The 22,378-nt window shown below is 71.0% G+C and carries 23 protein-coding genes; 7 read left to right on the top strand and 16 right to left on the bottom strand.

Features of this window, described 5'->3' with window-relative positions:
• Positions 1 to 75 precede the first annotated feature (75 nt).
• Positions 76 to 831 (bottom strand): alpha/beta hydrolase, encoded by a 756-nt coding sequence (locus ADL12_RS19305; protein ID WP_062703910.1) that lies wholly within the window; start codon positions 829 to 831, stop codon positions 76 to 78.
• A gap of 136 nt (positions 832 to 967) precedes the next feature.
• Between ADL12_RS19305 and ADL12_RS19300 the strand changes: the two genes are divergently transcribed.
• Complete coding sequence (locus ADL12_RS19300; protein ID WP_062703909.1) at positions 968 to 2,131, top strand: adenosine deaminase; 1,164 nt, start codon at positions 968 to 970, stop codon at positions 2,129 to 2,131.
• Positions 2,132 to 2,268: 137 nt separating this feature from the next.
• Positions 2,269 to 2,676, top strand: a complete 408-nt coding sequence (locus ADL12_RS19295; RefSeq protein ID WP_062703908.1) for a hypothetical protein — start codon at positions 2,269 to 2,271, stop codon at positions 2,674 to 2,676.
• A 100-nt stretch (positions 2,677 to 2,776) separates the two neighbouring features.
• On the opposite strand, the gene ADL12_RS19290 is transcribed toward ADL12_RS19295, so the two are convergent.
• From ADL12_RS19290 to afsQ1, 5 genes are all read right to left on the bottom strand, one after another.
• A complete protein-coding gene (locus tag ADL12_RS19290) occupies positions 2,777 to 2,986 on the bottom strand; it encodes a PspC domain-containing protein (RefSeq protein ID WP_062703907.1) in 210 nt (69 codons plus the stop codon).
• Between the two features lie 108 nt (positions 2,987 to 3,094).
• A complete protein-coding gene (locus ADL12_RS19285) occupies positions 3,095 to 3,646 on the bottom strand; it encodes a VanZ family protein (RefSeq protein ID WP_062703906.1) in 552 nt (183 codons plus the stop codon).
• A gap of 555 nt (positions 3,647 to 4,201) precedes the next feature.
• Positions 4,202 to 4,804, bottom strand: a complete 603-nt coding sequence (locus ADL12_RS19280; protein ID WP_062703968.1) for a hypothetical protein — start codon at positions 4,802 to 4,804, stop codon at positions 4,202 to 4,204.
• 20 nt (positions 4,805 to 4,824) lie between these two features.
• Positions 4,825 to 6,408, bottom strand: coding sequence for a sensor histidine kinase (locus tag ADL12_RS19275; protein WP_062703905.1), 1,584 nt, complete (start codon positions 6,406 to 6,408; stop codon positions 4,825 to 4,827).
• The gene (gene afsQ1, locus ADL12_RS19270) at positions 6,405 to 7,082 is read right to left on the bottom strand and encodes a two-component system response regulator AfsQ1 (RefSeq protein WP_031477770.1); all 678 of its coding nucleotides are present in this window, start codon (positions 7,080 to 7,082) and stop codon (positions 6,405 to 6,407) included. Before afsQ1 ends, ADL12_RS19275 begins: the two co-directional genes overlap by 4 nt.
• Before the next feature lie 251 nt (positions 7,083 to 7,333).
• On the opposite strand from afsQ1, the gene ADL12_RS19265 reads away from it, so the two are divergent.
• The gene (locus ADL12_RS19265) at positions 7,334 to 8,104 is read left to right on the top strand and encodes a SigE family RNA polymerase sigma factor (protein ID WP_062703904.1); all 771 of its coding nucleotides are present in this window, start codon (positions 7,334 to 7,336) and stop codon (positions 8,102 to 8,104) included.
• Positions 8,105 to 8,284: 180 nt separating this feature from the next.
• Here ADL12_RS19265 and ADL12_RS19260 read toward each other — a convergent pair whose 3' ends face one another.
• The 5 genes from ADL12_RS19260 to deoC form a co-directional block, all read right to left on the bottom strand.
• Positions 8,285 to 8,641 carry a DUF6281 family protein gene (locus ADL12_RS19260; RefSeq protein WP_062703903.1) on the bottom strand — a complete coding sequence of 119 codons (357 nt, stop codon included), beginning with the start codon at positions 8,639 to 8,641 and terminating at the stop codon, positions 8,285 to 8,287.
• Positions 8,642 to 8,701: 60 nt separating this feature from the next.
• Positions 8,702 to 9,337: a uridine kinase family protein gene (locus ADL12_RS19255; RefSeq protein WP_079052128.1), complete on the bottom strand. Its 636-nt coding sequence runs from the start codon at positions 9,335 to 9,337 to the stop codon at positions 8,702 to 8,704.
• Positions 9,338 to 9,540: 203 nt separating this feature from the next.
• Positions 9,541 to 10,440: an aldehyde dehydrogenase family protein gene (locus ADL12_RS19250; RefSeq protein WP_062703901.1), complete on the bottom strand. Its 900-nt coding sequence runs from the start codon at positions 10,438 to 10,440 to the stop codon at positions 9,541 to 9,543.
• A complete protein-coding gene (locus ADL12_RS19245) occupies positions 10,433 to 11,869 on the bottom strand; it encodes an aldehyde dehydrogenase family protein (RefSeq protein WP_062703900.1) in 1,437 nt (478 codons plus the stop codon). Before ADL12_RS19245 ends, ADL12_RS19250 begins: the two co-directional genes overlap by 8 nt.
• Positions 11,870 to 11,874: 5 nt before the next feature.
• A complete protein-coding gene (deoC, locus tag ADL12_RS19240) occupies positions 11,875 to 12,837 on the bottom strand; it encodes a deoxyribose-phosphate aldolase (protein ID WP_062703899.1) in 963 nt (320 codons plus the stop codon).
• Between the two features lie 113 nt (positions 12,838 to 12,950).
• Here deoC and ADL12_RS19235 point away from each other — a divergent pair, with 113 nt between their 5' ends.
• On the top strand, positions 12,951 to 13,652 hold the full coding sequence (locus ADL12_RS19235) for a PH domain-containing protein (RefSeq protein WP_062703898.1): 702 nt from the start codon (positions 12,951 to 12,953) through the stop codon (positions 13,650 to 13,652).
• 168 nt (positions 13,653 to 13,820) lie between these two features.
• Positions 13,821 to 13,949 carry a hypothetical protein gene (locus ADL12_RS57720; protein WP_279617150.1) on the top strand — a complete coding sequence of 43 codons (129 nt, stop codon included), beginning with the start codon at positions 13,821 to 13,823 and terminating at the stop codon, positions 13,947 to 13,949.
• A 55-nt stretch (positions 13,950 to 14,004) separates the two neighbouring features.
• On the opposite strand, the gene ADL12_RS19230 is transcribed toward ADL12_RS57720, so the two are convergent.
• The 4 genes from ADL12_RS19230 to ADL12_RS19215 form a co-directional block, all read right to left on the bottom strand.
• Positions 14,005 to 15,213, bottom strand: a complete 1,209-nt coding sequence (locus tag ADL12_RS19230) for a hypothetical protein (protein ID WP_425265122.1) — start codon at positions 15,211 to 15,213, stop codon at positions 14,005 to 14,007.
• A gap of 196 nt (positions 15,214 to 15,409) precedes the next feature.
• Positions 15,410 to 17,056: a phospho-sugar mutase gene (locus tag ADL12_RS19225; RefSeq protein WP_062703897.1), complete on the bottom strand. Its 1,647-nt coding sequence runs from the start codon at positions 17,054 to 17,056 to the stop codon at positions 15,410 to 15,412.
• Between the two features lie 293 nt (positions 17,057 to 17,349).
• Positions 17,350 to 18,174, bottom strand: a complete 825-nt coding sequence (locus ADL12_RS19220) for a purine-nucleoside phosphorylase (RefSeq protein WP_062703896.1) — start codon at positions 18,172 to 18,174, stop codon at positions 17,350 to 17,352.
• Between the two features lie 141 nt (positions 18,175 to 18,315).
• A complete protein-coding gene (locus ADL12_RS19215; RefSeq protein ID WP_062703895.1) occupies positions 18,316 to 18,753 on the bottom strand; it encodes a gamma-glutamylcyclotransferase family protein in 438 nt (145 codons plus the stop codon).
• 81 nt (positions 18,754 to 18,834) lie between these two features.
• On the opposite strand from ADL12_RS19215, the gene ADL12_RS19210 reads away from it, so the two are divergent.
• A complete protein-coding gene (locus ADL12_RS19210; protein ID WP_279617149.1) occupies positions 18,835 to 20,298 on the top strand; it encodes an NAD(P)H-quinone dehydrogenase in 1,464 nt (487 codons plus the stop codon).
• 166 nt (positions 20,299 to 20,464) lie between these two features.
• The gene (locus tag ADL12_RS19205; RefSeq protein ID WP_079052127.1) at positions 20,465 to 21,421 is read left to right on the top strand and encodes a DeoR/GlpR family DNA-binding transcription regulator; all 957 of its coding nucleotides are present in this window, start codon (positions 20,465 to 20,467) and stop codon (positions 21,419 to 21,421) included.
• A gap of 145 nt (positions 21,422 to 21,566) precedes the next feature.
• Here the strand turns inward: ADL12_RS19205 and ADL12_RS19200 are convergent, their stop codons facing one another.
• The gene (locus ADL12_RS19200; RefSeq protein WP_208614570.1) at positions 21,567 to 22,115 is read right to left on the bottom strand and encodes a TetR/AcrR family transcriptional regulator; all 549 of its coding nucleotides are present in this window, start codon (positions 22,113 to 22,115) and stop codon (positions 21,567 to 21,569) included.
• Between the last annotated feature and the right edge of the window lie 263 nt (positions 22,116 to 22,378).

Genomic DNA, 22,378 nt, shown 5'->3' with positions numbered 1-22,378 from the left:
TATGCGGCTCCGCCGCGTGGGCGCGGCCAGCTCCGGACAACCCGCAGTCCGAAACCCATCCCCACCCCTACGGCGCTACCGTCTCTGCCCGAAGCCGGAGGCCAACGGCATCCGCAACCCCAGCGGCGGCGGAGCCGCGAACGCGTCGGCGACCGGCCGGGAGAACGCCCTCCCGAACAGCACCCCCATGACGAAGTCCTCGGCCAGCGCAAGGACTTCATTCCGATGCTGATGCAACCCATGCCGATCGGAGTGCACTTCGAACCGGCACACATCCCGATTCGCCTTCTTCGCCCGAGCCGCCAACCGAAAAGACAGCTCGGGGTCGGAGACCTCGTCATTCGTGCCGTGCACCACCAGCACCCGCCGCCCCCCGAGCTGCTTCACCGGTTCGGGCGAGGCCGCCAGGTCCTCCTCCGGCAGCCAAGGGGCGATGGCCAGCACGGAGTTGACGGCCTCATGACCGCCCGCGTGCAGGGCCGCCCGCCCGCCCATGCCGATCCCGGCGAGGCACACGGGGACGTCCCCATAGCGCCGTACGACCTCGTCCGCGGCCCATGACGCGTCGCTCGCGAGGTTCGCGTCATTGCCGTTCCACCCGCGAAAGCGGTAGTGGACGACGTGCGCGGCCAGCCCCTCCCCGCGTCCCGCCCGCACCAGGCGGCGCCCCAGCGTCCGCACGTACGAGGTCGCCAACAACGTCGTCGGCTTGCGATGTGAGACCTCGTCACCGCCGGGAAGCAGGAGGACCACGCCGCTCACCGCTGTCGGCTCCGGCCCGATCGCTCTGCCCAGCCGGGCCCTGCGAACGGGCGTCGCTTGGTGTGCCATGACAGAACAGTGTCAGAAGCGCGGCTGTACGCCACCCTTCCGTGGGGTCACCGTTACGTATCGACGGATTCGTACAGTGAGAGAAACGGTCGCCGATCAGCGCGCCGTCTACGCGCGTAGGCGTTACAGTGCGAAAATGACGAGCCAGACTGCCCAGAAGGCGACCATCCCGAGCTCGGACCAGATCCGCCGGGCGCCGAAGGTTCTGCTGCACGATCACCTCGACGGCGGGCTGCGTCCCGGCACCATCGTCGAGCTCGCCCGCGAGACGGGCTACACCCAGCTCCCCGAGACCGACCCCGACAAGCTCGGCGTGTGGTTCCGCGAGGCGGCCGACTCCGGCTCCCTGGAGCGGTACCTGGAGACCTTCTCCCACACCGTCGCCGTGATGCAGACCCGCGAGGCCCTCGTCCGGGTCGCCGCCGAGTGCGCCGAGGACCTCGCCGAGGACGGGGTCGTCTACGCCGAGGTGCGGTACGCGCCCGAACAGCACCTCGAAGGGGGGCTCAGCCTCACCGAGGTCGTCGAGGCCGCGAACGAGGGCTTCCGGGAGGGCGAGCGGATCGCGCGGGAGAACGGCCACCGCATCCGCGTGGGGGCCCTGCTCACCGCCATGCGGCACGCCGCCCGCTCCCTGGAGATCGCCGAACTCGCCAACCGCTACCGCGACTTGGGCGTCGTCGGCTTCGACATCGCGGGCGCCGAGGCCGGTCACCCGCCCACCCGTCATCTCGATGCCTTCGAGTACCTCAAGCGCGAGAACAACCACTTCACCATCCACGCGGGCGAGGCCTTCGGGCTGCCGTCCATCTGGCAGGCCCTGCAGTGGTGCGGCGCCGACCGGCTCGGGCACGGGGTGCGCATCATCGACGACATCCAGGTGCACTCCGACGGCTCGGTGAAGCTCGGCCGGCTCGCCTCGTACGTACGGGACAAGCGCATCCCGTTGGAACTGTGCCCCAGCTCCAACCTCCAGACGGGCGCCGCCGACTCCTACGCCGCCCACCCCATCGGTCTGCTGCGCCGGCTGCACTTCCGGGCCACCGTGAACACCGACAACCGGCTCATGTCCCACACCACCATGAGCCGGGAATTCGAGCACCTTGTCGAGGCTTTCGGTTACACGCTCGACGACATGCAGTGGTTCTCCGTCAATGCGATGAAATCATCGTTCATTCCTTTCGATGAACGGCTCGCGATGATCAATGACGTCATCAAGCCCGGATATGCCGAACTGAAGTCCGAGTGGCTTTTCCGACAGGCGACATCTACCAGCGACTCTGCAGCTGAGGAGGGGTGACCGGGGGCTCTGTGCCTACAGGGAATGCAGGCGTCATTCACAATCCGTCCTCATTTCGATGTTTGCGGCGGCGTGCCGGGCGTGTTTACGGTCGAGGACCGCTCACAACCCAGTAACGAATTTCGAGGACGCATTTCATGAAGCAGTCTGCTGCCAAGACCCTCGGTGTCGCCGCGCTCGGTGCCGCCTTCGCTGCCGCCGGTGCGGGTGCCGCGAACGCCGCGCCGGTCGCCCCGGACGCCGCCGGTGCGGCGCTGGGCGCCGTCCAGACCCTCCCGGCCGGGGACCTCGCCCAGGCGGCGCCGGGTGCCGGTGCGGGGCTGGCCCACGGGCCCGAGGCGGTCACCACCGGGCTGGCCGCCGCGCAGACCGGCGTGACGTCCGGTGTGCAGCCGGCTGCCGAGAAGGCGCTGGCCGGTGGTCCGACCGACTTGGTCTCCGGGCTGCTCGGCGGTATGCCGGTACAGGGCGTGTCCCCCGAGGGCCTGCCCATTCAGGCTCTGCCCACCACGGGTCTGCCCGTGAACGGTGTTCCGCTCGGCTGAGTCCGTTCACCCGAAGCGCGCCGCGGGGGCGCACCCTTGGACACCGGGTGCGTCCCCGCGGCGTATCTGTTTACGCCGGTACGCCGGTACGTCGAGCGGCTCACCAGGCCGTGCGCGTCTTGTTCGCCTTGTCCTCCGAGGGGAGCAGGAGCCACAGGGCTATGTAGAGCAGGAACTGCGGGCCCGGGAGCAGGGAGGAGATCAGGAAGATCACGCGCATCGTCGTCGCTGAGGTGCCGAAGCGCCGGGCGAGCGCGGCGCACACTCCGCCGATCATGCGGCCGTGGGTGGGTCGGGCAAGCGCGGTCATGGTGCGGCTCCTTCGCGAGCGTCGGTCGAAGGCCCCCCTGTGGGGTCTCCCGAGGCGTTGCCTCATGTGACATCAACGCTAGGGCGACGAAGCGGGCAAAGCGTCGCTCTACGGAGCTATCCCGACCCTGGGAATCGTCGGGGTCCGACCCTGAGAAGGCTCCTCCTGGGGGACCGTTGCCCGGTGTGCGCGCTTGGACCTGCGGCGGAGCCAGACGCGGGCCGCGGGGACCACCGTCATGTGCGCCAACGCCACGCCCACCGTGTTCAGCAGCAGTGAGTCGACGTCGACGACCTGGCCGGGTACGCCGGTCTGCAGCAACTCGATGCCCAGCGAGATCAGGGCGCCGGCGGCGACCGTACGGACCAGGGAGCCGAGGGGAGAGGCGCTGATTCTGCCGTGCGCCATCGGGATCAGCACTCCCAGCGGTGCGAGCAGCGCGAGCCCCTCAGTGATGCGCCGGGCGCCCTCCTGCCAGCCCAGCGCCAGATCCGCTCTGATCCCGGCGAACGGCCGCAGGTTGGGCGGCATCACCCAAGGGACGTCCAGGGGGCGCAGCGTGAGCCAGGCGACGAACGCCAGGTGCGCGACCAGGAGGACACCCCCCGTCGCACGGATGCTGATCGCGGCGCTGCCGCCGATGGAGCCTTGACGCTGCACGCCCCCCTAGACGCGCCCCCCGGCGGGATCGGTTCCGGAGCGCGGCGGACCGGTGTTGAGGCGTCCGCCACACGTGCCTCCGGCGGTTGGGCCGGGATGCTTGCGGCGGCCTGGCGTGGCTGGGCGGGGGACGGCGGCGCACCGTGGGCCTGTGCGGGTGGGTGGGGGTGCGCGTGGATGCCTGCGGCGGCCTGTGCGGGCTGGGTGGGGGTTTGCGCAGCGCCTTGGGTGCGTTGTGGGTCGGGGCCGTGCCGGGGGTGTCCGTCCTCGGTCGGGCGGTTGCCGTATGTCAGTGGGGTGCCCTGTGTTGACGCCCGCCGCTGCGGGCGGACACCCCCCCGGCACGTCCCCTTGCCGCCGTACGCGACTGCGGCGCCGCAGGGGTACGCGCCCTCCCGACGCCGGTCGGCATCATTCAGCCCGTCCGGCGATTGAGGACGAGGCCCGTTCAGGGCCGAAGCGGGGGTCTGGGGGCCGCAGGCCCCCAGCAGGGCCCGCGCCCGCGCCGAGCACTGGAAAGCGGCGGCGCGTGGAGATCCGGCCCAGCCGACGGAGTCACTCCGTGACTTCGGTCGACGGGGGTTCGTTGCTGCCGGGGCGGGTGCGGACCTCGTCCGTGCACTCGTAGCGGCGCAGTGGCTGGTCGTCGGGGCCGCCCAGGATCACCGAGCCGTCGCCCTCGGCCGCCGTCGAGTCCGAGAACGTACAGACGATCTGGGCGAGTGCGTACGAGGTGAGGTCGTTGGGGGGAACGCTCAGGCGCAGTGCCTCGTCGGGGTCGTCGGCGCGAGGGCTGTTCACGCTCATGGCGCCGCGGACGTCCGTGGTGTAGCCGGCCTCCTTCTCGTCGGCCGACGGCGTCGCCTCCAGCTCGTCGAGCAGGCCCTGGGCCACGAGGACACGTCGCTCCGAGTCCGCCGTGCCGTCCGGTACGCGCACCGTGCGGTCGACGGCCACCAGTTGCGACCCGCACAGCAGGAACACCTGCACCGGGAGTCCGCGCTCGGCCCGCGTCGACGCGTCCGGTTCGGAGAGTGAGCAGTGCACGCGCGAAGGGGCGGGGCCGAAGTCGGTCGGCACCTCCGTGGACCGTATGCCGCAGCCGGTCAGCAGGACGGCGGTCAGCGTGGAGAGTGCCAGCAGGCGGCCTACGTTCATCGGGCGTCCCCCGGCCGACATCACGCGTCCCCCTCCTTCGCACCGTCGGCACTCTTGCCGTTGCCCTCGTTCCCGTCCTGTTCCGCCAGCGTCGACGCGTCCCGTGGCAGGCGCAGGGTGAACACCGCGCCGCCCTCGGGGGAGTTGGCGGCGGTGATCTCGCCGCCGTGGATGTGGGCGTTCTCCAGGGCGATCGACAGGCCGAGGCCGCTGCCCTCGGAGCGCGGGCGGGAGGCGCTGGCCTTGTAGAAGCGGTCGAAGACGTGCGGGAGTACGTCCTCGGGGATGCCGGGGCCGTGGTCCCGTACCTCGATCATGACCGAGTCGTCCGCCTCACGGACCGAGACGCGGACCGGCGAGCCGCCGTGCTTGAGCGCGTTGCCGATGAGGTTGGCCAGGATGACGTCGAGGCGGCGGGGGTCCAGGCGGGCCACGATGCCGCGCTCGGCGTCCAGGTCCACCGCGTCCAGCCAGGCCCGGGCGTCGATGCACGCCGTGATCTGGTCGGCGACGTCCACGTCGTCCAGGACCAGGCGAGCCGTGCCCGCGTCGAAGCGGGTGACCTCCATCAGGTTCTCGACCAGGTCGTTCAGGCGGCGCGTCTCGCTGACGACGAGCCGTACGGCGGGTTCGATCATGGGGTCCATGGACCCGGTCTCCGCCTCCAGCTCCTCCTCCAGCACCTCCGTCACGGCGGTGATCGCGGTGAGGGGGGTGCGCAGCTCGTGCGACATGTCGGCCACGAAGCGCCGGGACGCCTCGTCCCGCCCGGCCATGTCCGCGACCCGCTTCTCCAGAGCCTCGGCGGCGTTGTTGAACGTCCGGGAGAGATCGGCCAGTTCGTCGGTCCCGGACACCCTCAGGCGGGTGTCCAGCTTGCCCTCGCCGAGCCGGCGCGCGGCGGCGCCGAGCCGTTGCACCGGCTTCAGTACGGTCGTGGCGGCGGCCTGCGCGAGCAGCGCGGAGCCGATCAGCGCGAGGGCCGTGGCGATGCCGAGCGACCAGGCGAGGGAGTTGAGGTCCTTGGCCTCCTGGTCCAGGGACTTGAGCATGTAGCCGGTTGGCCCACCGCCGATCACCTTCGTGCCGGCGATCAGATACGGCTGGCCGTCCTCCACGATCCGCTGCCAGTACAGGTGGTACTCCGACTTGTTGGTGGAGTTGACCGGTTGCTTCTCGTTCACCGCCTTGCGCAGCGACGCGGGCACGTCCGCGAGCGTGAAGCCGTCCAGGCCGCCGGAGGAGCCGTACGCGGGTGTGCCGTCGGCGTCGTCGGCGACCAGCAGGACGGAGAAGCGCTGGCTGCTGTTGGCCATCTGGCCTGCGGTGTGCTGCAGTTCGTCCTGTGTCGGCGTCTCGGGCAGCAGGCCCGCGCGGGTCTGCATCTCCTGCTCGAAGTCGCGCAGCACCGCGTCCTGGGTGCGCTTGAGTACCGCCTCGCGGTTGAGCCAGTAGGCGATCCCGGAGGCCGATACGGCGGCTGTGAGCGCCACCAGGCCGAAGACGACCACCAGGCGCAGTCGAAGACTGGTGAAGCGCAGCCGCGACCACACTCCCTTACGAGCCGCGACCCAGCCGCGGAAACCCCCCTGCGCCTTTGTCACTGAGGCGCGTCCAGGCGGTAGCCGACACCACGGACGGTACGGATCAGGGTGGGGGACGACGGGACGTCCTCGACCTTGGCGCGCAGTCGCTGGACGCAGGCGTCGACGAGGCGCGAGTCGCCGAGATAGTCGTGCTCCCAGACGAGGCGCAGGAGTTGCTGGCGGGACAGGGCCTGCCCCGGGCGGCGGCTCAGTTCGAGCAGCAGGCGCAGCTCGGTCGGGGTCAGCTGGAGGTCCTCGCCGTTCTTCGTCACGGTCATCGCGGCACGGTCGATGACCAGGCTGCCGTAGGTCGCCGCGTCGTTCGACTCGCGCTCCCCCCGCCGCAGCACGGCCCGGATCCGGGCGTCGAGGACCCGCCCCTGGACGGGTTTGACGACATAGTCGTCGGCGCCGGACTCCAGTCCGACCACGACGTCGATGTCGTCGCTGCGCGCGGTCAGCAGGATGATCGGCAGCTGGTCGGTGCGCCGGATGCGCCGGCACACCTCGAAGCCGTCGATGCCGGGCAGCATCACGTCCAGCACGATCAGGTCCGGCCGCTGCTCACGCAGCAGTTTCAGGCCGTCCTCGCCGGTGGCAGCCGTGGCCACACGGTGTCCCTGGCGCGTCAGTGAGAGCTCCAGGGCCGTGCGGATGGCGTCGTCGTCCTCGATCAGCAACAGGGAAGGCACGGGGGTCATTCTGGCCCATGCGAGGCGGTCTTTCGACACCTGTACGAGCTGTACGGCTACGCGCACGTAGCGCTTATGTCTGTGGCTGTGCTGTCGGGCGCCTGGGGGCGACCTCTGACACGGGCCCCTGTGACAGGTCTGTGACAGTCGGCGGACACGTCCATGAAGGTGCCCGGGCAAGCTTTTCGGCACAGGCAAGACAGCAAGCCGCACCAAGCAGAACACCGGAAGTCCACGACGGGGGGCGCGAGATGAACACGCTGCACGGCACCAGCACCAGCGCAGTGATCACGCGTCTGCACGACGTGAACGGGGGCCGGGGTTCCGAGAAGTCCGGTGCCGTGAGCGGGCGGGGGTGCGCTCGCGGCACCGGGCGTCAGCACACCACGTACATGACGGTGGTGGACGGTTTCACGGGGGAGCCCGCGGCGGTAGCCGCTATGGGCACGGTCGGGGGAGCCGCGTACAGGGAGGACTCGGGGGAGCGGCGTCGCTCGCTGTCGGAGGCGGAGTTCACCGCCTACGTCCAGGAGCGCCGCGCCTCCCTGTACGCAACCGCCTACCACCTGACCGGTGACCGCTTCGAGGCCGAGGACCTCCTGCAGAGCGCCCTCTTCTCGACATACCGGGCCTGGGACCGGATCAGCGACAAGGCCGCGGTCGGCGGATACCTCCGCCGCACCATGACCAACCTGCACATCAGCGCGTGGCGCCGCCGCAAGCTGAACGAATACCCGACCGAGGAACTGCCGGAGACGCCCGGCGACACGGACGCGATGCGCGGCACCGAGCTGCGCGCGGTCCTGTGGCAGGCGCTGGCTCGGCTCCCCGAACTCCAGCGCACGATGCTGGTCCTTCGTTACTACGAGGGCCGCACCGACCCGGAGATCGCGGAGATCCTCGACATCAGTGTCGGCACGGTGAAGTCCAGCATCTGGCGGTCGCTCCGCCGGCTGCGCGAGGACGAGGTCCTCAGCTTCGGCCGTGACGAGGAGGACGCCTTCGGGGAGCTCGTCGCCTGAAGGTCCGGGGGGACCGAAGGGGAGCGGTAACAAGTGGGGGGACCCACGGGGGCTGGGGGGCCCACGGGGGACCTACGGGGGAAACACGGGGGATGCTCCACCACGGGGGACAGCGGTGGGGCACAACGTGAGCGGGGCTGGAGGGCCGGGGGGTCCGTCCAGTCCCGCTTCGCTGTGCGGTCAGCGAACCTTCATCAGGCGCGCTTCGGCGGCCGAGTCGCCGACGGCGATGGCGTCGGCCGGATCGCTTCCCCTGACCGTGTACGCGCCGGTCCTGCTCTCCGGAATGCCGACCCCGGGGTCGTTCGGGGTGTCGTCGCACTCCACGATCGTCGCGGTGCCGAGCCGCTCGCCCACGGTGAAGTCCGTGTCCGTGGTGGGCAGATAGCCGCGGTTGTCGTACGTCACCAACCCTGAGCAGGAGGCCGCGGCCTCACCGCCCGACATGCCGCCCCCCGACCCCGCGCAGCCGACGGCCCCCGCGAGGAGCAGGGCTGACAGGAGCAACCGTCGGCCGGTACGCAGGTGGGTGATCATCGGCTTCCTTTCCACGGGGACCGTTTTCCGGTCCTACGACGGAGAAGGCGCCGTGTTCGTTCAGGTGGCCGGAGTCGCCGCCGGGCAGCGCCCCGCCGCGGCCGCGGTGAGGCGGCCGAGGGCCTCGTCCCGGTCGCAGGTGTGGGCGCCGAGCGCGGTCTGGTGGGCGATGATCGAGCGCTCCAGACGCATCAGGCGCCAGCCGCGGCGCAGGAGGAACGGGACCGACTTGCGGCCCTCCTTCAGGTCGCGCACGAAGCGGCGGCGGAAGGTCTTCACCGGGCCGCGGCTCAGGCACAGCGCGTCGGCCAGCACGCCGAGTTCCCGGCAGCGGCTCACGATCTCGGCCGCGAAGATGCCCTCCGCGATGAACAGCGGGGTACGGCCGACCTCGACGGACTCCTCGCCGGTGCGCGCGCTGAGCGAGATGTCGTACAGCGGAACGTTCGTACGGCCCGTGCGGCACAGCTCCGTGATCGCCGCCACGGCCGTGTCGGCGTCCCACGAGTCGGGGTGGTCCCAGTCGATGTCGGAGCTCCCGGGGACCTGCGGCAGGGTCGGGTCGTCGCCCTCTTTGTAGAAGTCGTCGAGCCGTAGCACCGGAAGACCGGAACGGGCCGCGAGGAGGGACTTGCCGGAGCCGGAGGGGCCGCAGAGCAGCACGACTCGCGTCGGTATGGGCGATTGGGAACTCACGGGACACCAGTGTGAGGCATCGCCGGGTCAGGGGACGACCCCGCGTACCGCCTTTGAAGCGCGCGTCACATCCCCGCTGCCCTTCGTGTCGGAGTGATCACCCTGTGCATCGGAAGGGCGGCGTGGCAGAGAGCCGCGTTTCCCCTGGACGGAGGGGAAACGCGGCTCTCCGGTCTCGGTGCCCGCCGGGTGCCCGTCGGACCTCAGTACGACGAGCCCGACGCGCCCAGCGACCCCGTGGGGTGCCAGACGGTCTTCGTCTCCAGGAACGCCGTCATACGGTCGATGCCCGGCGTGGCCGCGTAATCCACAGGCTGTGGACGCAGGACGCGCTTCAGGTTGTCCGCCGCGGCGATCTCCAGCTCCTTCGCCAGTACCTCGTCGGCGCCCGCGAGGTCGATCGCGTTGACGTCCTGGTGCGCGGCCAGCGGCGCCGCGATCTCCGCCGTACGGCCGGAGAGGACGTTGACGACACCGCCGGGGAGGTCGGAAGTGGCCAGGACCTCGCCGAGGGAGAGGGCCGGGAGCGGGGACTTCTCGGACGCCACCACGATCGCCGTGTTGCCGGTGGCGATCACCGGGGCGACGACCGAGACCAGGCCCAGGAAGGACGACTCCTGCGGGGCCAGGACGGCCACCACGCCCGTCGGCTCCGGGGAGGAGAGGTTGAAGAACGGGCCCGCGACCGGGTTTCCGCCGCCGACCACCTGGGCGATCTTGTCGGTCCAGCCCGCGTACCAGACCCAGCGGTCGATCGCCGCGTCCACGACGGAGCCCGCCTTCGACTTCGACAGGCCCTCCGCGTCGGCCACTTCACGGACGTACTGGTCGCGGCGGCCCTCCAGCATCTCGGCGATGCGGTAGAGGATCTGGCCCCGGTTGTAGGCCGTGGCCCCCGACCAGGCGCCGAACGCCTTGCGGGCGGCGACCACCGCGTCACGGGCGTCCTTGCGTGACGACAGCGGCGCGTTGGCCAGCCACTTGCCCTTCGAGTCCGTCACCTCGTACACCCGGCCGCTCTCGGAACGCGGGAACTTCCCGCCGACGTACAGCTTGTAGGTCTTGAAGACACCAAGTCGCTGCTGCTCGGACTTCTCAGACATCGAGGTACGCCTCCAGGCCGTGGCGGCCGCCCTCGCGGCCGAAGCCCGACTCCTTGTAGCCGCCGAACGGCGAGGTCGGGTCGAACTTGTTGAACGTGTTGGACCAGACGACGCCTGCGCGGAGCTTGCCCGCCACGGCCAGGATCCGCGACCCCTTCTCCGTCCAGATGCCCGCCGACAGGCCGTACTGCGTGTTGTTGGCCTTGGCGACGGCCTCGTCCGGGGTGCGGAAGGTGAGGACCGACAGGACCGGGCCGAAGATCTCGTCGCGGGCGATCCGGTGCGCCTGGGTGACGTTCGTGAAGAGCGTCGGGGCGAACCAGTAGCCGGAGGACGGGATCTCGCACGCCGGGGACCAGCGCTCGGCGCCCTCCGCCTCGCCCTGCTCGACGAGCGAGGTGATGCGGGAGAGCTGCTCCGCGGAGTTGATCGCGCCGATGTCGGTGTTCTTGTCCAGGGGGTCGCCGAGGCGGAGGGTCGACAGGCGGCGCTTGAGGGACTCCAGCAGCTCGTCCTGGATCGACTCCTGGACCAGGAGGCGGCTGCCCGCGCAGCAGACCTGGCCCTGGTTGAAGAAGATGCCGTTCACGATGCCTTCGACGGCCTGGTCGAGGGGGGCGTCGTCGAAGACGATGTTGGCGCCCTTGCCGCCCAGTTCCAGGGTGAGCTTCTTGCGGCTGCCTGCGACCGTGCGGGCGATCTCCTTGCCGACGGCCGTGGAGCCGGTGAAGGCGACCTTGTTCACGTCCGGGTGCGCGACGAGCGCGGCGCCCGTGTCGCCGTATCCGGGAAGGATGTTGACGACGCCCTTGGGCAGGCCCGCCTGGCGGCAGATGTCCGCGAAGAACAGGGCCGAGAGGGGGGTCGTCTCGGCGGGCTTGAGCACCACCGTGTTGCCGGTGGCCAGCGCCGGGGCGATCTTCCACGCCAGCATCAGCAGCGGGAAGTTCCAGGGGATGACCTGGCCGGCGACGCCCAGCGGCTTGGGGTTCGCACCGAAGCCGGCGTGCTCCAGCTTGTCGGCCCAGCCCGCGTAGTAGAAGAAGTGCGCGGCGACCAGGGGGAGGTCGGCGTCGCGGGTCTCCTTGATGGGCTTGCCGTTGTCCAGCGTCTCCAGGACGGCCAGCTCGCGGCTGCGCTCCTGGATGATCCGGGCGATGCGGAACAGGTACTTCGCGCGCTCGGAGCCGGGCAGCGCCGACCACTTCGCGAAGGCCTTGCGGGCGGCCTGCACGGCGCGCTCCACGTCCGCCTCGCCGGCCTGGGCTACCTCGGAGAGAACCTCCTCGGTGGACGGGGAGACGGTCTTGAAGACCTTGCCGTCGGCCGCTTCCACGAACTCGCCGTCGATGAACAGGCCGTACGAGGGCGCGATGTCGACGATTCCGCGGGACTCGGGGGCCGGTGCGTATGTGAATACCGATGCCATGGTGATCAGTCCACCGTCACGTAGTCGGGGCCGGAGTAGCGGCCGGTGGCCAGCTTCTGACGCTGCATCAGCAGGTCGTTCAGGAGCGAGGAGGCGCCGAAGCGGAACCAGTGGTTGTCCAGCCAGTCCTCGCCCGCGGTCTCGTTGACCAGGACGAGGAACTTGATGGCGTCCTTGGTCGTCCTGATCCCGCCGGCCGGCTTCACACCCACCTGGATGCCGGTCTGGGTGCGGAAGTCGCGTACCGCTTCCAGCATAAGGAGCGTGTTGGCGGGGGTGGCGTTGACGGCGACCTTGCCGGTGGACGTCTTGATGAAGTCCGCCCCGGCCAGCATGCCGAGCCAGCTCGCGCGGCGGATGTTGTCGTACGTCGACAGCTCGCCGGTCTCGAAGATGACCTTGAGGCGGGCGCTGGTCCCGCAGGCCTCCTTCACGGCGACGATCTCGTCGTACACCTTCATGTAGTTCCCCGCGAGGAACGCCCCGCGGTCGATGACCATGTCGATCTCGTCGGCACCGGCGGCGACGGCCTCGCGGACGTCCGCCAGCTTCACGGTGAGCGGGGCGCGGCCCGCCGGGAAGGCGGTGGCGACGGAGGCGACCTTCACGGTCGAGCCGGCGACGGCCTCCTTGGCGGTGGCCACCATGTCGGGATAGACGCAGACGGCCGCCGTCGCGGGGGTCGTCCGGTCGGTCGGGTCGGGGTGGACCGCCTTGGCGCCGAGCGCCCGGACCTTGCCCGGGGTGTCCGCGCCTTCCAGCGTCGTCAGGTCGACCATCGAGATGGCGAGGTCGATGGCGTACGCCTTGGCGGTCGTCTTGATGGAACGGGTACCGAGGGACGCGGCCCGCCCCTCCAGGCCGACCGCGTCGACGCCGGGCAGCCCGTGAAGGAAGCGGCGCAGCGTGCTGTCGGACGCGGTGACGTCCGTGAGGGCGTGAGCTGCGGCAGATGCATTGGTGGGCATGGTCACCAGACGAGCATATCTACGCGCGTAGCGGCTGTACAGGCCCGGATGCTCATCTTGTGCGGGGGTGGTGCGTATGAGCGCCGTCCGAGGCGTCGGGCACAATCGGGGCCATGACGACCCCGGAGCACCAGCCCCCCACCCCGGACCCCGCCTCGAAGGACCGGGTCTTCCGCTCGCCCATGGGCATCGTCGGCGGCGTCGCCCTGCTGGCCATCGTGCTCTGGCTGGGCGTCGACGCGCTGGTACGGGGCGAGGGGCGCACCCAGTGGCTGGCGCTCGCGGCGCTGATCCTGATCGTGCCGCTGGTCTCCGCGTTCACCCTGCGCCCCGCCGTCTACGCCAACGAGGACCGGCTGCGCATCCGCAACCCGCTCCGCGTGATCGTGCTGCCCTGGGGGCAGATCGCCTCACTCCGGTCCGGATACTCGAACGAGGCCGTCACCAAGTCCGGCACCAAGTTCCAGCTCTGGGCGGTCCCGGTCTCGTTGCGGGCCCGCAAGAAGGCGGCGCGCCGGTCGGCCCGGGCGGCCGCGGAGCGGAGCGCTGCCGCGCGGGGTGAGCGGGGTGGCCGCGCGGGCGGGGGCATGGGGCTCGGAGGGCTCGGGTTCGGGGCACCGCGAGGGGATGCCGACGCGGATGGGCCGATGCGGGCCGAGACCGACAAGGTCATGGACGACCTGCGCGAACTGCTGGAGAACCGGGAGACAGCCGAGTCCGCGCAGGGTGAGGTGACCGTGCGGTGGGCCTACGAGGTGGTCGGGCCGGCGGTTGCGGGGGCTGTGTTGCTGGTGATTCTGCTGGCGATGTCCTGAGGGGCGTGCGGGCGAGGGGCTTGCCGGTCCGAGCGGTCTGGGAAGCGACGAGTACGCCCCACGTCAGCCGCTGCCGCCGGTGCGGTTGCGGGCGTCCGTTGTCCTGGCCGCCCTGCCGGCGGCCGATGCGCCGGCCGGTGGGCCGGCGCTGTTCGGCGGGCTTCGAGGGTGGCCATGTGGCAGGACCCCGCCGCACGGCCGATCGGCGTGAGCGACGAGCGGCAGCGCCGACGCCCGCTGTGGCCACTCGCGGTGCTCGTTGCGCTGGAGTGGACGGCGCTGCTGCTGTGGGCGTGAGCGCACGGATCGATGTCCGCGAGCACGCGGCTCGACAGCAGATCGACGATCGGCGTCAAGGTGCGCCCGGATACACCAGTGCCATGTACGCGCCGCAGTACGCCGAGCCGGTGACCGCCGCCGTGAGGGCGAGGGTGCGGTAGCGGGGGGAGGCGTGGGACAGGTGCAGGGCGACGGGGAGCAGGAGCGGGAAGGCGGGGAGGAGGAAGCGGGCGCGGGGGAAGTAGACGCCGCCGCTGCCCAGGACGATCGCCAGCAGTACGGCCGTGAAGACCAGCAGCGGCACGGGCTGCCGGTCCCACACGGACAGCCCGAACAGCACCACCGACGCGATCAGCGTGAGCGTCACCATCACCAGGAACAACCCGGGGTTGGCTTCGTACACCAGCAGCCGCCGCATCAGGCGCAGGGTCTCGCGGCCGCCGTCCAGCTCGTTGCGCCACAGCCGCTGTACGGCGAAGTAGCCGTCCCAGCGGCCCACCCGCAGGCCCACCCAGCCGACGTATCCGCACCAGCCGAGCGGCGCGAGCGCGGCGGCCGCGAGGGTACGGAGGCGGAAGCGGCGGCGTAGCGCGAGCAGGGCCGCCACCGTGACCGCTGCCGCCACCGCGATGCCGGTCGGGCGGGTCAGGCCCGCGAGCGCCGCGAGCCAGGCCGCGGTGAGGAGGCGGCCGGTGAGCACGGCGTACAGCGACCAGGCCGCCAGCGCCGTGAACAGGGACTCGGTGTAGCCCATCCACTGCACGAGGCCGACCGGGAGCGCGGCCCACAGGACCGTGAGGAGCGTGCCGACCCGGCGTCCGTGCAGCCGGTCGCCGACGGCGAAGACGCCCCACGCGGCGACGAAGGAGGCGATGACGGCGAGGGCGAGGCCGGTGCTGGCGAGCGTGCCCGGGGTGACCGCCGCGACCGCCTTGACCAGGACCGGGTAGAGCGGGAAGAAGGCGAGGTTGTTGGCGCTGTACGCGGTGCCGAGTTCGCGCGCGTAGCCGTGGTCGGCGATGCCGAGATACCAGTCGGCGTCCCACTGCGTCGCCAGGATCGGCCAGACGCCGTGCTGTTGGCGGTGCGCCCACACGGTGAGCAGCAGCAGGCTCGTGCCGCGTACGGCGAGGTAGGCGAGGAGGGCGGGGGCCGCGTCGCGCAGGGCGTGCAGTGGAGCGGCGAGGACGCGTGGGGGTGGCGAGGGGCGGAAGCCGGGGTGGATGTGGTTCCCGGGGGTGGGGGTCGCTCGGGGTGTCGGCCGGGATGCGGTCGTGGACACGGCGCGGCTCCAGGCGGCTCGGTGGTGCGCTTTCCCGTCCACCGTTGCCCGGGGGGCGGGGCGGGGCGTGGAGCGCGGGTCAACCGCCGGGAGGAAATCGCCCGAAAGGGCGCCTCCGGATGGGGGCACCCTTTCGGGAACGACTGCGAACGAACGAGGACGACCGGGGACGAACGACCGGGGAGTCGCGTACGGCTCAGATGCCGGCCGCCGCGGACAGGTCCCGCTTGATCGTCTCGAGCAGGTCGGTCGCCTTGGCACGGGCGGCCGGGAGGTCGGCGTGGGCCGGGACCGGGACGACGACCTCCAGGTAGCACTTCAGCTTGGGCTCCGTGCCGCTGGGGCGGACGATGACGCGGGCGCCCTCGAGGGTGTAGCGCAGGCCGTCGGTGGGCGGGAGGGTGTCCGTGCCCTGGGTGAGGTCCTCGGCGCGGGTGATGGCCAGGCCGGCCAGCTCGGTCGGCGGCTGCTCGCGCAGCCGGCGCATGGCGTCGGCGATGACCGACAGGTCCTGGACGCGGACCGAGAGCTGGTCGGTGGCGTGCAGGCCGTGCTCCACGGCGAGGTCGTCGAGCAGGTCGAGGAGCGTGCGGCCCTCGGCCTTGAGGACGGAGGCGAGCTCGGTGATCAGCAGGGCGGCGGTGATGCCGTCCTTGTCGCGTACGCCCTCGGGGTCGACGCAGTAGCCGAGGGCTTCCTCGTAGCCGTAGCGCAGGCCGTCGACGCGGGCGATCCACTTGAAGCCGGTGAGGGTCTCTTCGTAGGGGAGGTTCGCCTTCTCGGCGATACGGCCGAGGAGGGAGGAGGAGACGATCGACTCGGCGAAGGTGCCCTGTACTCCGCGGTTGACGAGGTGTGCGGCGAGCAGGGCCCCGACCTCGTCGCCGCGCAGCATCCGCCAGTCCTCGCCGTCCTTGACGGCCGCGGCGCAGCGGTCGGCGTCGGGGTCGTTGGCGATGACGAGGTCGGGGTCGGTCTCGCGGGCCTTGGCGAAGGCCAGGTCCATCGCGCCGGGCTCCTCCGGGTTGGGGAAGGAGACGGTGGGGAAGTCCGGGTCGGGTTCGGCCTGCTCGGCGACGAGGGCCGGGGCGGGGAAGCCGGCGCGCGCGAAGGCGGCGAGCAGCACGTCCTTGCCGACGCCGTGCATCGCCGTGTAGACGGTGCGGGCGGTGCGCGGGGAGCCGGGGGCCAGGACCGCGTCCGTGCGGGCGAGGTAGGCGTCAAGGACGCTGTCGTCGAGCGTCTCCCAGCCCTCGGTGGGGCGGGGGACGACGGTGAGGGACGGGACGGCGGCGATCTCCTCCGCGATGTCGATGTCCGCGGGCGGGACGATCTGGGAGCCGTCGCCGAGGTAGACCTTGTAGCCGTTGTCGCGGGGCGGGTTGTGGCTGGCGGTGACCTCGACTCCGGCGACCGCGCCCAGGTGCCTTATGGCGTAGGCCAGGACGGGGGTGGGGAGGGGGCGGGGGAGTACGGCGGCCCGCAGCCCTGCGCCGGTCATCACGGCGGCCGTGTCGCGGGCGAAGTCCTCCGACTTGTGGCGGGCGTCGTAGCCGATGACGACCAGGCCGTCACCCTTTTCCCCGTGGGGGGGACCCTGCTTCTTGAGGTACGCGGCGAGGCCGGCGGCTGCGCGGATGACGACGGTGCGGTTCATGCGCATGGGGCCGGCGCCGAGTTCTCCGCGCAGGCCGGCGGTGCCGAACTGGAGGGTGCCGCTGAAGCGCGCGGCGAGCTCTTCGAGGTCCGCGGCGTCGATGAGCTTGGCGAGCTCGTCGCGGGTCTCCGGGTCCGGGTCCTCGGCGAGCCATGCCTGGGCCCGGGCGATGAGATCGTCGTGCACGTCGGTCAGCCTCTCGTTCGTGTCGTGCGGTGCGGGTCGGGGTGGGGGGCTTTCTTCGCCCCCGCCGCCCCTACCCGTCCCATCCTGAAGGGGCTCCGCCCCTTCGACCCCGGCCAGGGGGCTCTGCCCCCTGGACCCCCGCTCCTCAAACGCCGGAGGGGCTGAGTTTTTCAGCCCGTCCGGCGTTCCCGTCCGGCGTTTGAGGACGAGGCCCGTTCAGGGCCGAAGCGGGGGTCTGGGGGCGGCAGCCCCCAGGGACGGGACGGGTAGGGGCGGCGGGGGCGAGGAAACGCCTACAGCCGCCCCAGCACCTGCGCCAGCAGCGAGCCCATCTGCGTAGCCGAGTCGCGCCCAGCCTGCAGGACCTCCTCGTGGTTGAGGGGCTCACCCGTCATACCGGCGGCGAGGTTGGTCACCAGGGAGATGCCGAGCACCTCGGCGCCCGCCTCACGCGCCGCGATGGCTTCCAGCACCGTCGACATGCCCACCAGGTCCGCGCCGATGACACGGGCCATGCGGATCTCGGCCGGAGTCTCGTAGTGCGGGCCGGGGAACTGGGCGTAGACGCCCTCCTCCAGCGTGGGGTCGATCTCCTTGCACAGCGCACGCAGGCGCGGCGAGTACAGGTCCGTGAGGTCGACGAAGTTCGCGCCGACGATCGGCGACGTCGCCGTGAGGTTGATGTGGTCGCTGATCAGCACCGGCTGCCCGGGGCGCATGCCCTCGCGCAGGCCGCCGCAGCCGTTGGTGAGGACGAGCGTCTTGCAGCCGGCGGCCACGGCCGTGCGGACGCCGTGGGCGACGGCGGCCACCCCGCGGCCCTCGTAGTAGTGGGTGCGGCCCAGGAAGACGAGGACGCGCTTGTTGCCGATCCGGTAGGAGCGGATCTTGCCGCCGTGCCCTTCCACCGCCGGCGGGGGGAACCCGGGCAGCTCGGTGACCTGGAACTCGGCCTCGGGGGCGCCGAGGGCGTCCACGGCCGGTGCCCAGCCGGAGCCCATCACGAGGGCGACGTCGTGGGTCTCGGCGCCGGTGAGTTCGCGCAGGCGCGCGGCGGCGGCGTCGGCGGCGGCGTGGGGGTCGCCCTGGATGTCGTCCGGAAGAAGAGATGCGTTCACGCGACTGAGGGTAGCCGGTTTGGGCCTACGCGCGTAGATGACGGAGCTCACGGGATGGCGATCGTTGTCTTGTCGTTTCCAACGAAAACCTGTGGCCGGTGGGGCCAGTGGGGCCGGAGGGGGTGGTGAGGTCGGCGATGCTCAGCAGGGGCGCTTCCGCAGTTCCATCACGTAGTCGTGCGGTGCGCCCGCCGACTCCGCCGCGTCCGCGAGCTCGCCCAGATAGCGGGCCGACGGCAGGCCGCCCTCGTAGGCGTTCAGCACGTAGACCCACGCCGGCTCCTCGCCCTCCAGCGTGTCCACCCGGACCCGGAGCCGCCGGTAGATGCCCAGGCCGACGCCCTCCCAACGGTCCAGGGACTCCTCGTCCATCGGGGCGATCTCGTACAGCGCGACGAAGACCTGCTCCTTCGGCTCCTCGACGAGCGTCGCCAGCGCGCCGTCCCAGCCCAGCTGCTCGCCCCCGAACGTCAGCCGCCACCCGTTCAGCCAGCCGGTGGCGCGCAGCGGCGAGTGCGGGGCGCGGCGGGTCATCAGCCGCGCGTCGAGATTGCCGGCGTACGCGGCGTAGAGCGACATGCAGAGAGGGTACGGCAGGGGAATCGTCCGCTCCTCCCGTAACAGTGGTGTCTCGGGCGGGCCCCCAGGCAGTGGCACGGTGTGGCGTGCGGGACAATGGAGTACGTGACTCGGATCGTGATCATCGGTGGCGGACCCGGCGGATACGAGGCGGCCCTGGTGGCCGCCCAGCTCGGCGCGGAGGTGACCGTCGTCGACTGCGACGGTCTGGGCGGGGCGTCGGTGCTCACCGACTGCGTGCCGTCGAAGACCCTTATCGCTACGGCCGAGGTGATGACCACCTTCGATTCCTCGTACGAGGAGCTGGGGATCATCGTCGCCGACGACACGCCGCACATCGACACGCCTGCACGGGTCGTGGGCGTCGATCTGGGCAAGGTCAACCGGCGTGTGAAGCGGCTCGCTCTCGCCCAGTCCCACGACATCACCGCGTCCGTCACCCGGGCCGGTGCGCGTGTGCTGCGCGGGCGCGGCCGGCTGGAGGGCATGCAGGGCCTCGACGGGTCGCGGAAGGTCGTGGTGCGGGCCGCGGACGGCACCGAGGAGACGCTCGTCGCCGACGCCGTCCTCATCGCCACCGGCGGTCACCCGCGCGAGCTGCCCGACGCCCAGCCCGACGGCGAGCGCATCCTCAACTGGACCCAGGTCTACGACCTCACCGAGCTGCCCGAGGAGCTCATCGTGGTCGGCTCCGGTGTCACCGGTGCCGAGTTCGCCGGCGCCTACCAGGCGCTCGGGTCGCGGGTCACCCTCGTGTCGTCCCGGGACCGCGTGCTGCCGGGCGAGGACCCGGACGCCGCCGCCGTCCTCGAAGACGTCTTCCGGCGCCGCGGCATGAACGTCATGGCGCGCTCGCGTGCCGCCGCCGCCAAGCGCGTCGGCGACCGGGTGGAGGTCACCCTCGCCGACGGGCGTGTCATCAGCGGCACCCACTGCCTCATGGCCGTCGGCGCCATCCCGAACTCCGCGGGCATGGGCCTGGAGGAGGCCGGCGTCAAGCTGCGCGAGTCCGGTCACATCTGGACCGACAAGGTGTCCAGGACGACCGCGCCGGGTGTGTACGCCGCCGGTGACGTCACCGGTGTCTTCGCCCTCGCGTCCGTCGCGGCGATGCAGGGACGTATCGCCATGTACCACTTCCTCGGCGACGCGGTGGCCCCGCTGAACCTGAAGACCGTGTCCTCCAACGTCTTCACCGACCCCGAGATCGCCACCGTCGGCTACACCCAGGCGGACGTGGACGCGGACAAGATCGACGCCCGGGTCGTCAAGTTGCCGCTGCTGCGCAACCCGCGCGCCAAGATGCAGGGCATCCGGGACGGCTTCGTCAAGATCTTCTGCCGTCCGGGTACGGGCATCGTGGTCGGCGGCGTGGTCGTGTCGCCGCGCGCCTCGGAACTGATCCATCCGATCTCGATCGCGGTCGACAACAATCTGACGGTCGAACAGATCGCGAACGCCTTCACCGTGTACCCCTCCCTTTCGGGGTCGATCGCCGAGGTGGCACGGCAGCTGCACACGCGGAAGTCCGGCGGCGAACTCTGACGGTCAGAACCAACTCCCCGCTGGTCACGGGGAGTTGTCGAGCATGCGTGCGGCATAGGCGGCGGGACTAGGCTCTATACCACTTCTCGTCCTCGCGTGCGAACAACTTCTGTTATTCGGCGCAAACTGCTGAAACCAGACGGTCGTTGGGGTTACTGTCAGTTTCGTGTTCGCTGCAGAACGTCGCCAATTGATCCTCGAAATGGTGCGAGCGAACGGGGCCGTGTCGCTCCGTGAGCTCGCCCGCGTCGTCCAGACCTCCGAAGTGACCGTACGGCGGGACGTGCGCGCACTGGAGGCAGAAGGACTCCTCGACCGCCGGCATGGCGGTGCGGTATTGCCGGGCGGGTTCACGCGGGAGTCCGGCTTTCCGCAGAAATCACATCTCGCGACCGCCGAGAAGACGGCCATCGCCGACCTCGCCGCGAACTTCGTGGAGGAGGGCGAGGCGATCGTGGTCGGGGCGGGGACCACCACGCAGGAGCTGGCCCGCCGGCTCGCTCGCGTCCCCGGACTGACCGTCGTCACCAACTCCCTTCTGGTGGCACAGGCGTTGGCCCATGCCAACCGGGTCGAGGTCGTGATGACCGGCGGTACGCTCCGCGGTTCGAACTACGCGCTGGTGGGCAGTGGCGCCGAGCAGTCCCTGCAAGGGCTTCGGGTGTCTCGGGCCTTCATCTCCGGGAGCGGGCTCACCGCCGAGCGCGGGCTGTCGACGTCCAACATGCTCTCGGCGTCCGTCGACCGGGCGCTGGTGCAGGCGGCCGCGGAGGTCGTCGTCCTCGCCGACCATACGAAGCTCGGTACGGACACGATGTTCCAGACGGTGCCTACGGAGGTCATCACGCGGCTCGTCACCGATGATCCGCCGGCTCACGACGATCGCGCCCACACCGAGCTGCAGGCCCTGGCCGACCAGGGGGTGCAGATCGCCGTGGCCGGGGCGACCGGGAGCCCGGGGGGTGACGAGGTCCCGGCGCGGCGGCGTGCGGGTTCCCTGCCGGGACCTCGGCGGGGTCAAGTGCCGGGCGGGTCGGGGTTGCGGCCTGCTGCAGCGGTGCTCGGGGAGCAGGGGCCGACGGAGCGGGAGCGGGCCCGGGTTGCGGATTTGCGGCGGCGTTGACGGTACGTTTGGGCGCCGCTTCGCCGTAGGGGTCTGTGTTGTTGCGCGGGTGCGGGTGGTTTGTGGCTGGTCGCGCCCACGCGGCGGAGCCGCATGTTGATTCAGCCCCGCGCCCCTGGGTTGGCTGCCCCTAGGTCGGTTGACTTCAACCGCTTTTCAAACCCCGCAGAGTCAGGCGTAGCAATCTGTCCGCCAGCTCTGGGTCCCCCGGTGTCTCCTCCGCCGCCAATGCGATTGCGTGTGTGAGTTGGAGGAGGTCGGCGATGGCCACGTCCTCCCGGACCGTGCCCGCCTCCTGGGCGCGTGCCAGCAGGGCGCCGCCTGCTTCTCTGATCGGGCCGCTGCATCGCGCCAGGGCCGAGGTGGTGTCGCACGAGACGGACATCAGGGACCTGGCCAGGCCCCGGTACTCGCCCGCGTGGCTGACCATCTCGCGCAGCCACGTCACCAGTGCCGTGCAGGGCTCCGGGGCGTGCAGGAGTTCGTGGGAGCGGGCCAGCAGGTCGTTGACGGCGTCCTCGAAGACGGCGCTCAACAGGGCGTCGCGGTTGGGGAAGTGACGGTAGAGGGTGCCGATGCCGACGCCCGCCCGACGGGCCACGTCCTCCAGGGACGCGTCCGTGCCGTGCTCGGCGAAGGCGGAGCGGGCCTCGGTGAGCAGGCGCTCGTAGTTGCGGCGGGCGTCGGCGCGCATGCCTGCCGGCGGCTGAGCCATGGAGTTCACCTGCCCTTCCTTCACTTGTTCCGTATTTGTTCCGTGGGTTCAGCATGCCATCGGCCAGTCGCCGTGCACGCCGAGAAAGAAGCGCCCGGTGGGCTGATTGCTCAGTCCGCCGGGCGCCTCGGGGCGTTGTACGACTCAGTCCTTGATTTCGCAGATGGGTGCGCCGGAGGTGAGGGAGGCGCCGACCTCGGCGGACAGGCCCTTGACGGTGCCGGACTTGTGCGCGTTGAGGG

The sequence above is a fragment of the Streptomyces regalis genome, assembly GCF_001509475.1.
Classification (GTDB): Bacteria; Actinomycetota; Actinomycetes; order Streptomycetales; family Streptomycetaceae; genus Streptomyces; species Streptomyces regalis.
This window is presented reverse-complemented; position numbering and strand designations above follow the sequence as displayed.

Coding starts and splice junctions, on each gene's coding strand:
- ADL12_RS19290 (WP_062703907.1), bottom strand. CDS start 2,986: ATGACCGCGCTTGCCCGACCCACCCACGGCCGCATGATCGGCGGAGTG.
- ADL12_RS19250 (WP_062703901.1), bottom strand. CDS start 10,440: ATGTCTGAGAAGTCCGAGCAGCAGCGACTTGGTGTCTTCAAGACCTAC.
- ADL12_RS19200 (WP_208614570.1), bottom strand. CDS start 22,115: ATGCGCGCCGACGCCCGCCGCAACTACGAGCGCCTGCTCACCGAGGCC.
- ADL12_RS19305 (WP_062703910.1), bottom strand. CDS start 831: ATGGCACACCAAGCGACGCCCGTTCGCAGGGCCCGGCTGGGCAGAGCG.
- ADL12_RS19295 (WP_062703908.1), top strand. CDS start 2,269: ATGAAGCAGTCTGCTGCCAAGACCCTCGGTGTCGCCGCGCTCGGTGCC.
- ADL12_RS19235 (WP_062703898.1), top strand. CDS start 12,951: ATGACGACCCCGGAGCACCAGCCCCCCACCCCGGACCCCGCCTCGAAG.
- ADL12_RS19280 (WP_062703968.1), bottom strand. CDS start 4,804: ATGAACGTAGGCCGCCTGCTGGCACTCTCCACGCTGACCGCCGTCCTG.
- deoC (WP_062703899.1), bottom strand. CDS start 12,837: ATGCCCACCAATGCATCTGCCGCAGCTCACGCCCTCACGGACGTCACC.
- ADL12_RS19245 (WP_062703900.1), bottom strand. CDS start 11,869: ATGGCATCGGTATTCACATACGCACCGGCCCCCGAGTCCCGCGGAATC.
- ADL12_RS19215 (WP_062703895.1), bottom strand. CDS start 18,753: ATGTCGCTCTACGCCGCGTACGCCGGCAATCTCGACGCGCGGCTGATG.
- ADL12_RS19260 (WP_062703903.1), bottom strand. CDS start 8,641: ATGATCACCCACCTGCGTACCGGCCGACGGTTGCTCCTGTCAGCCCTG.
- ADL12_RS19265 (WP_062703904.1), top strand. CDS start 7,334: ATGAACACGCTGCACGGCACCAGCACCAGCGCAGTGATCACGCGTCTG.
- ADL12_RS19300 (WP_062703909.1), top strand. CDS start 968: ATGACGAGCCAGACTGCCCAGAAGGCGACCATCCCGAGCTCGGACCAG.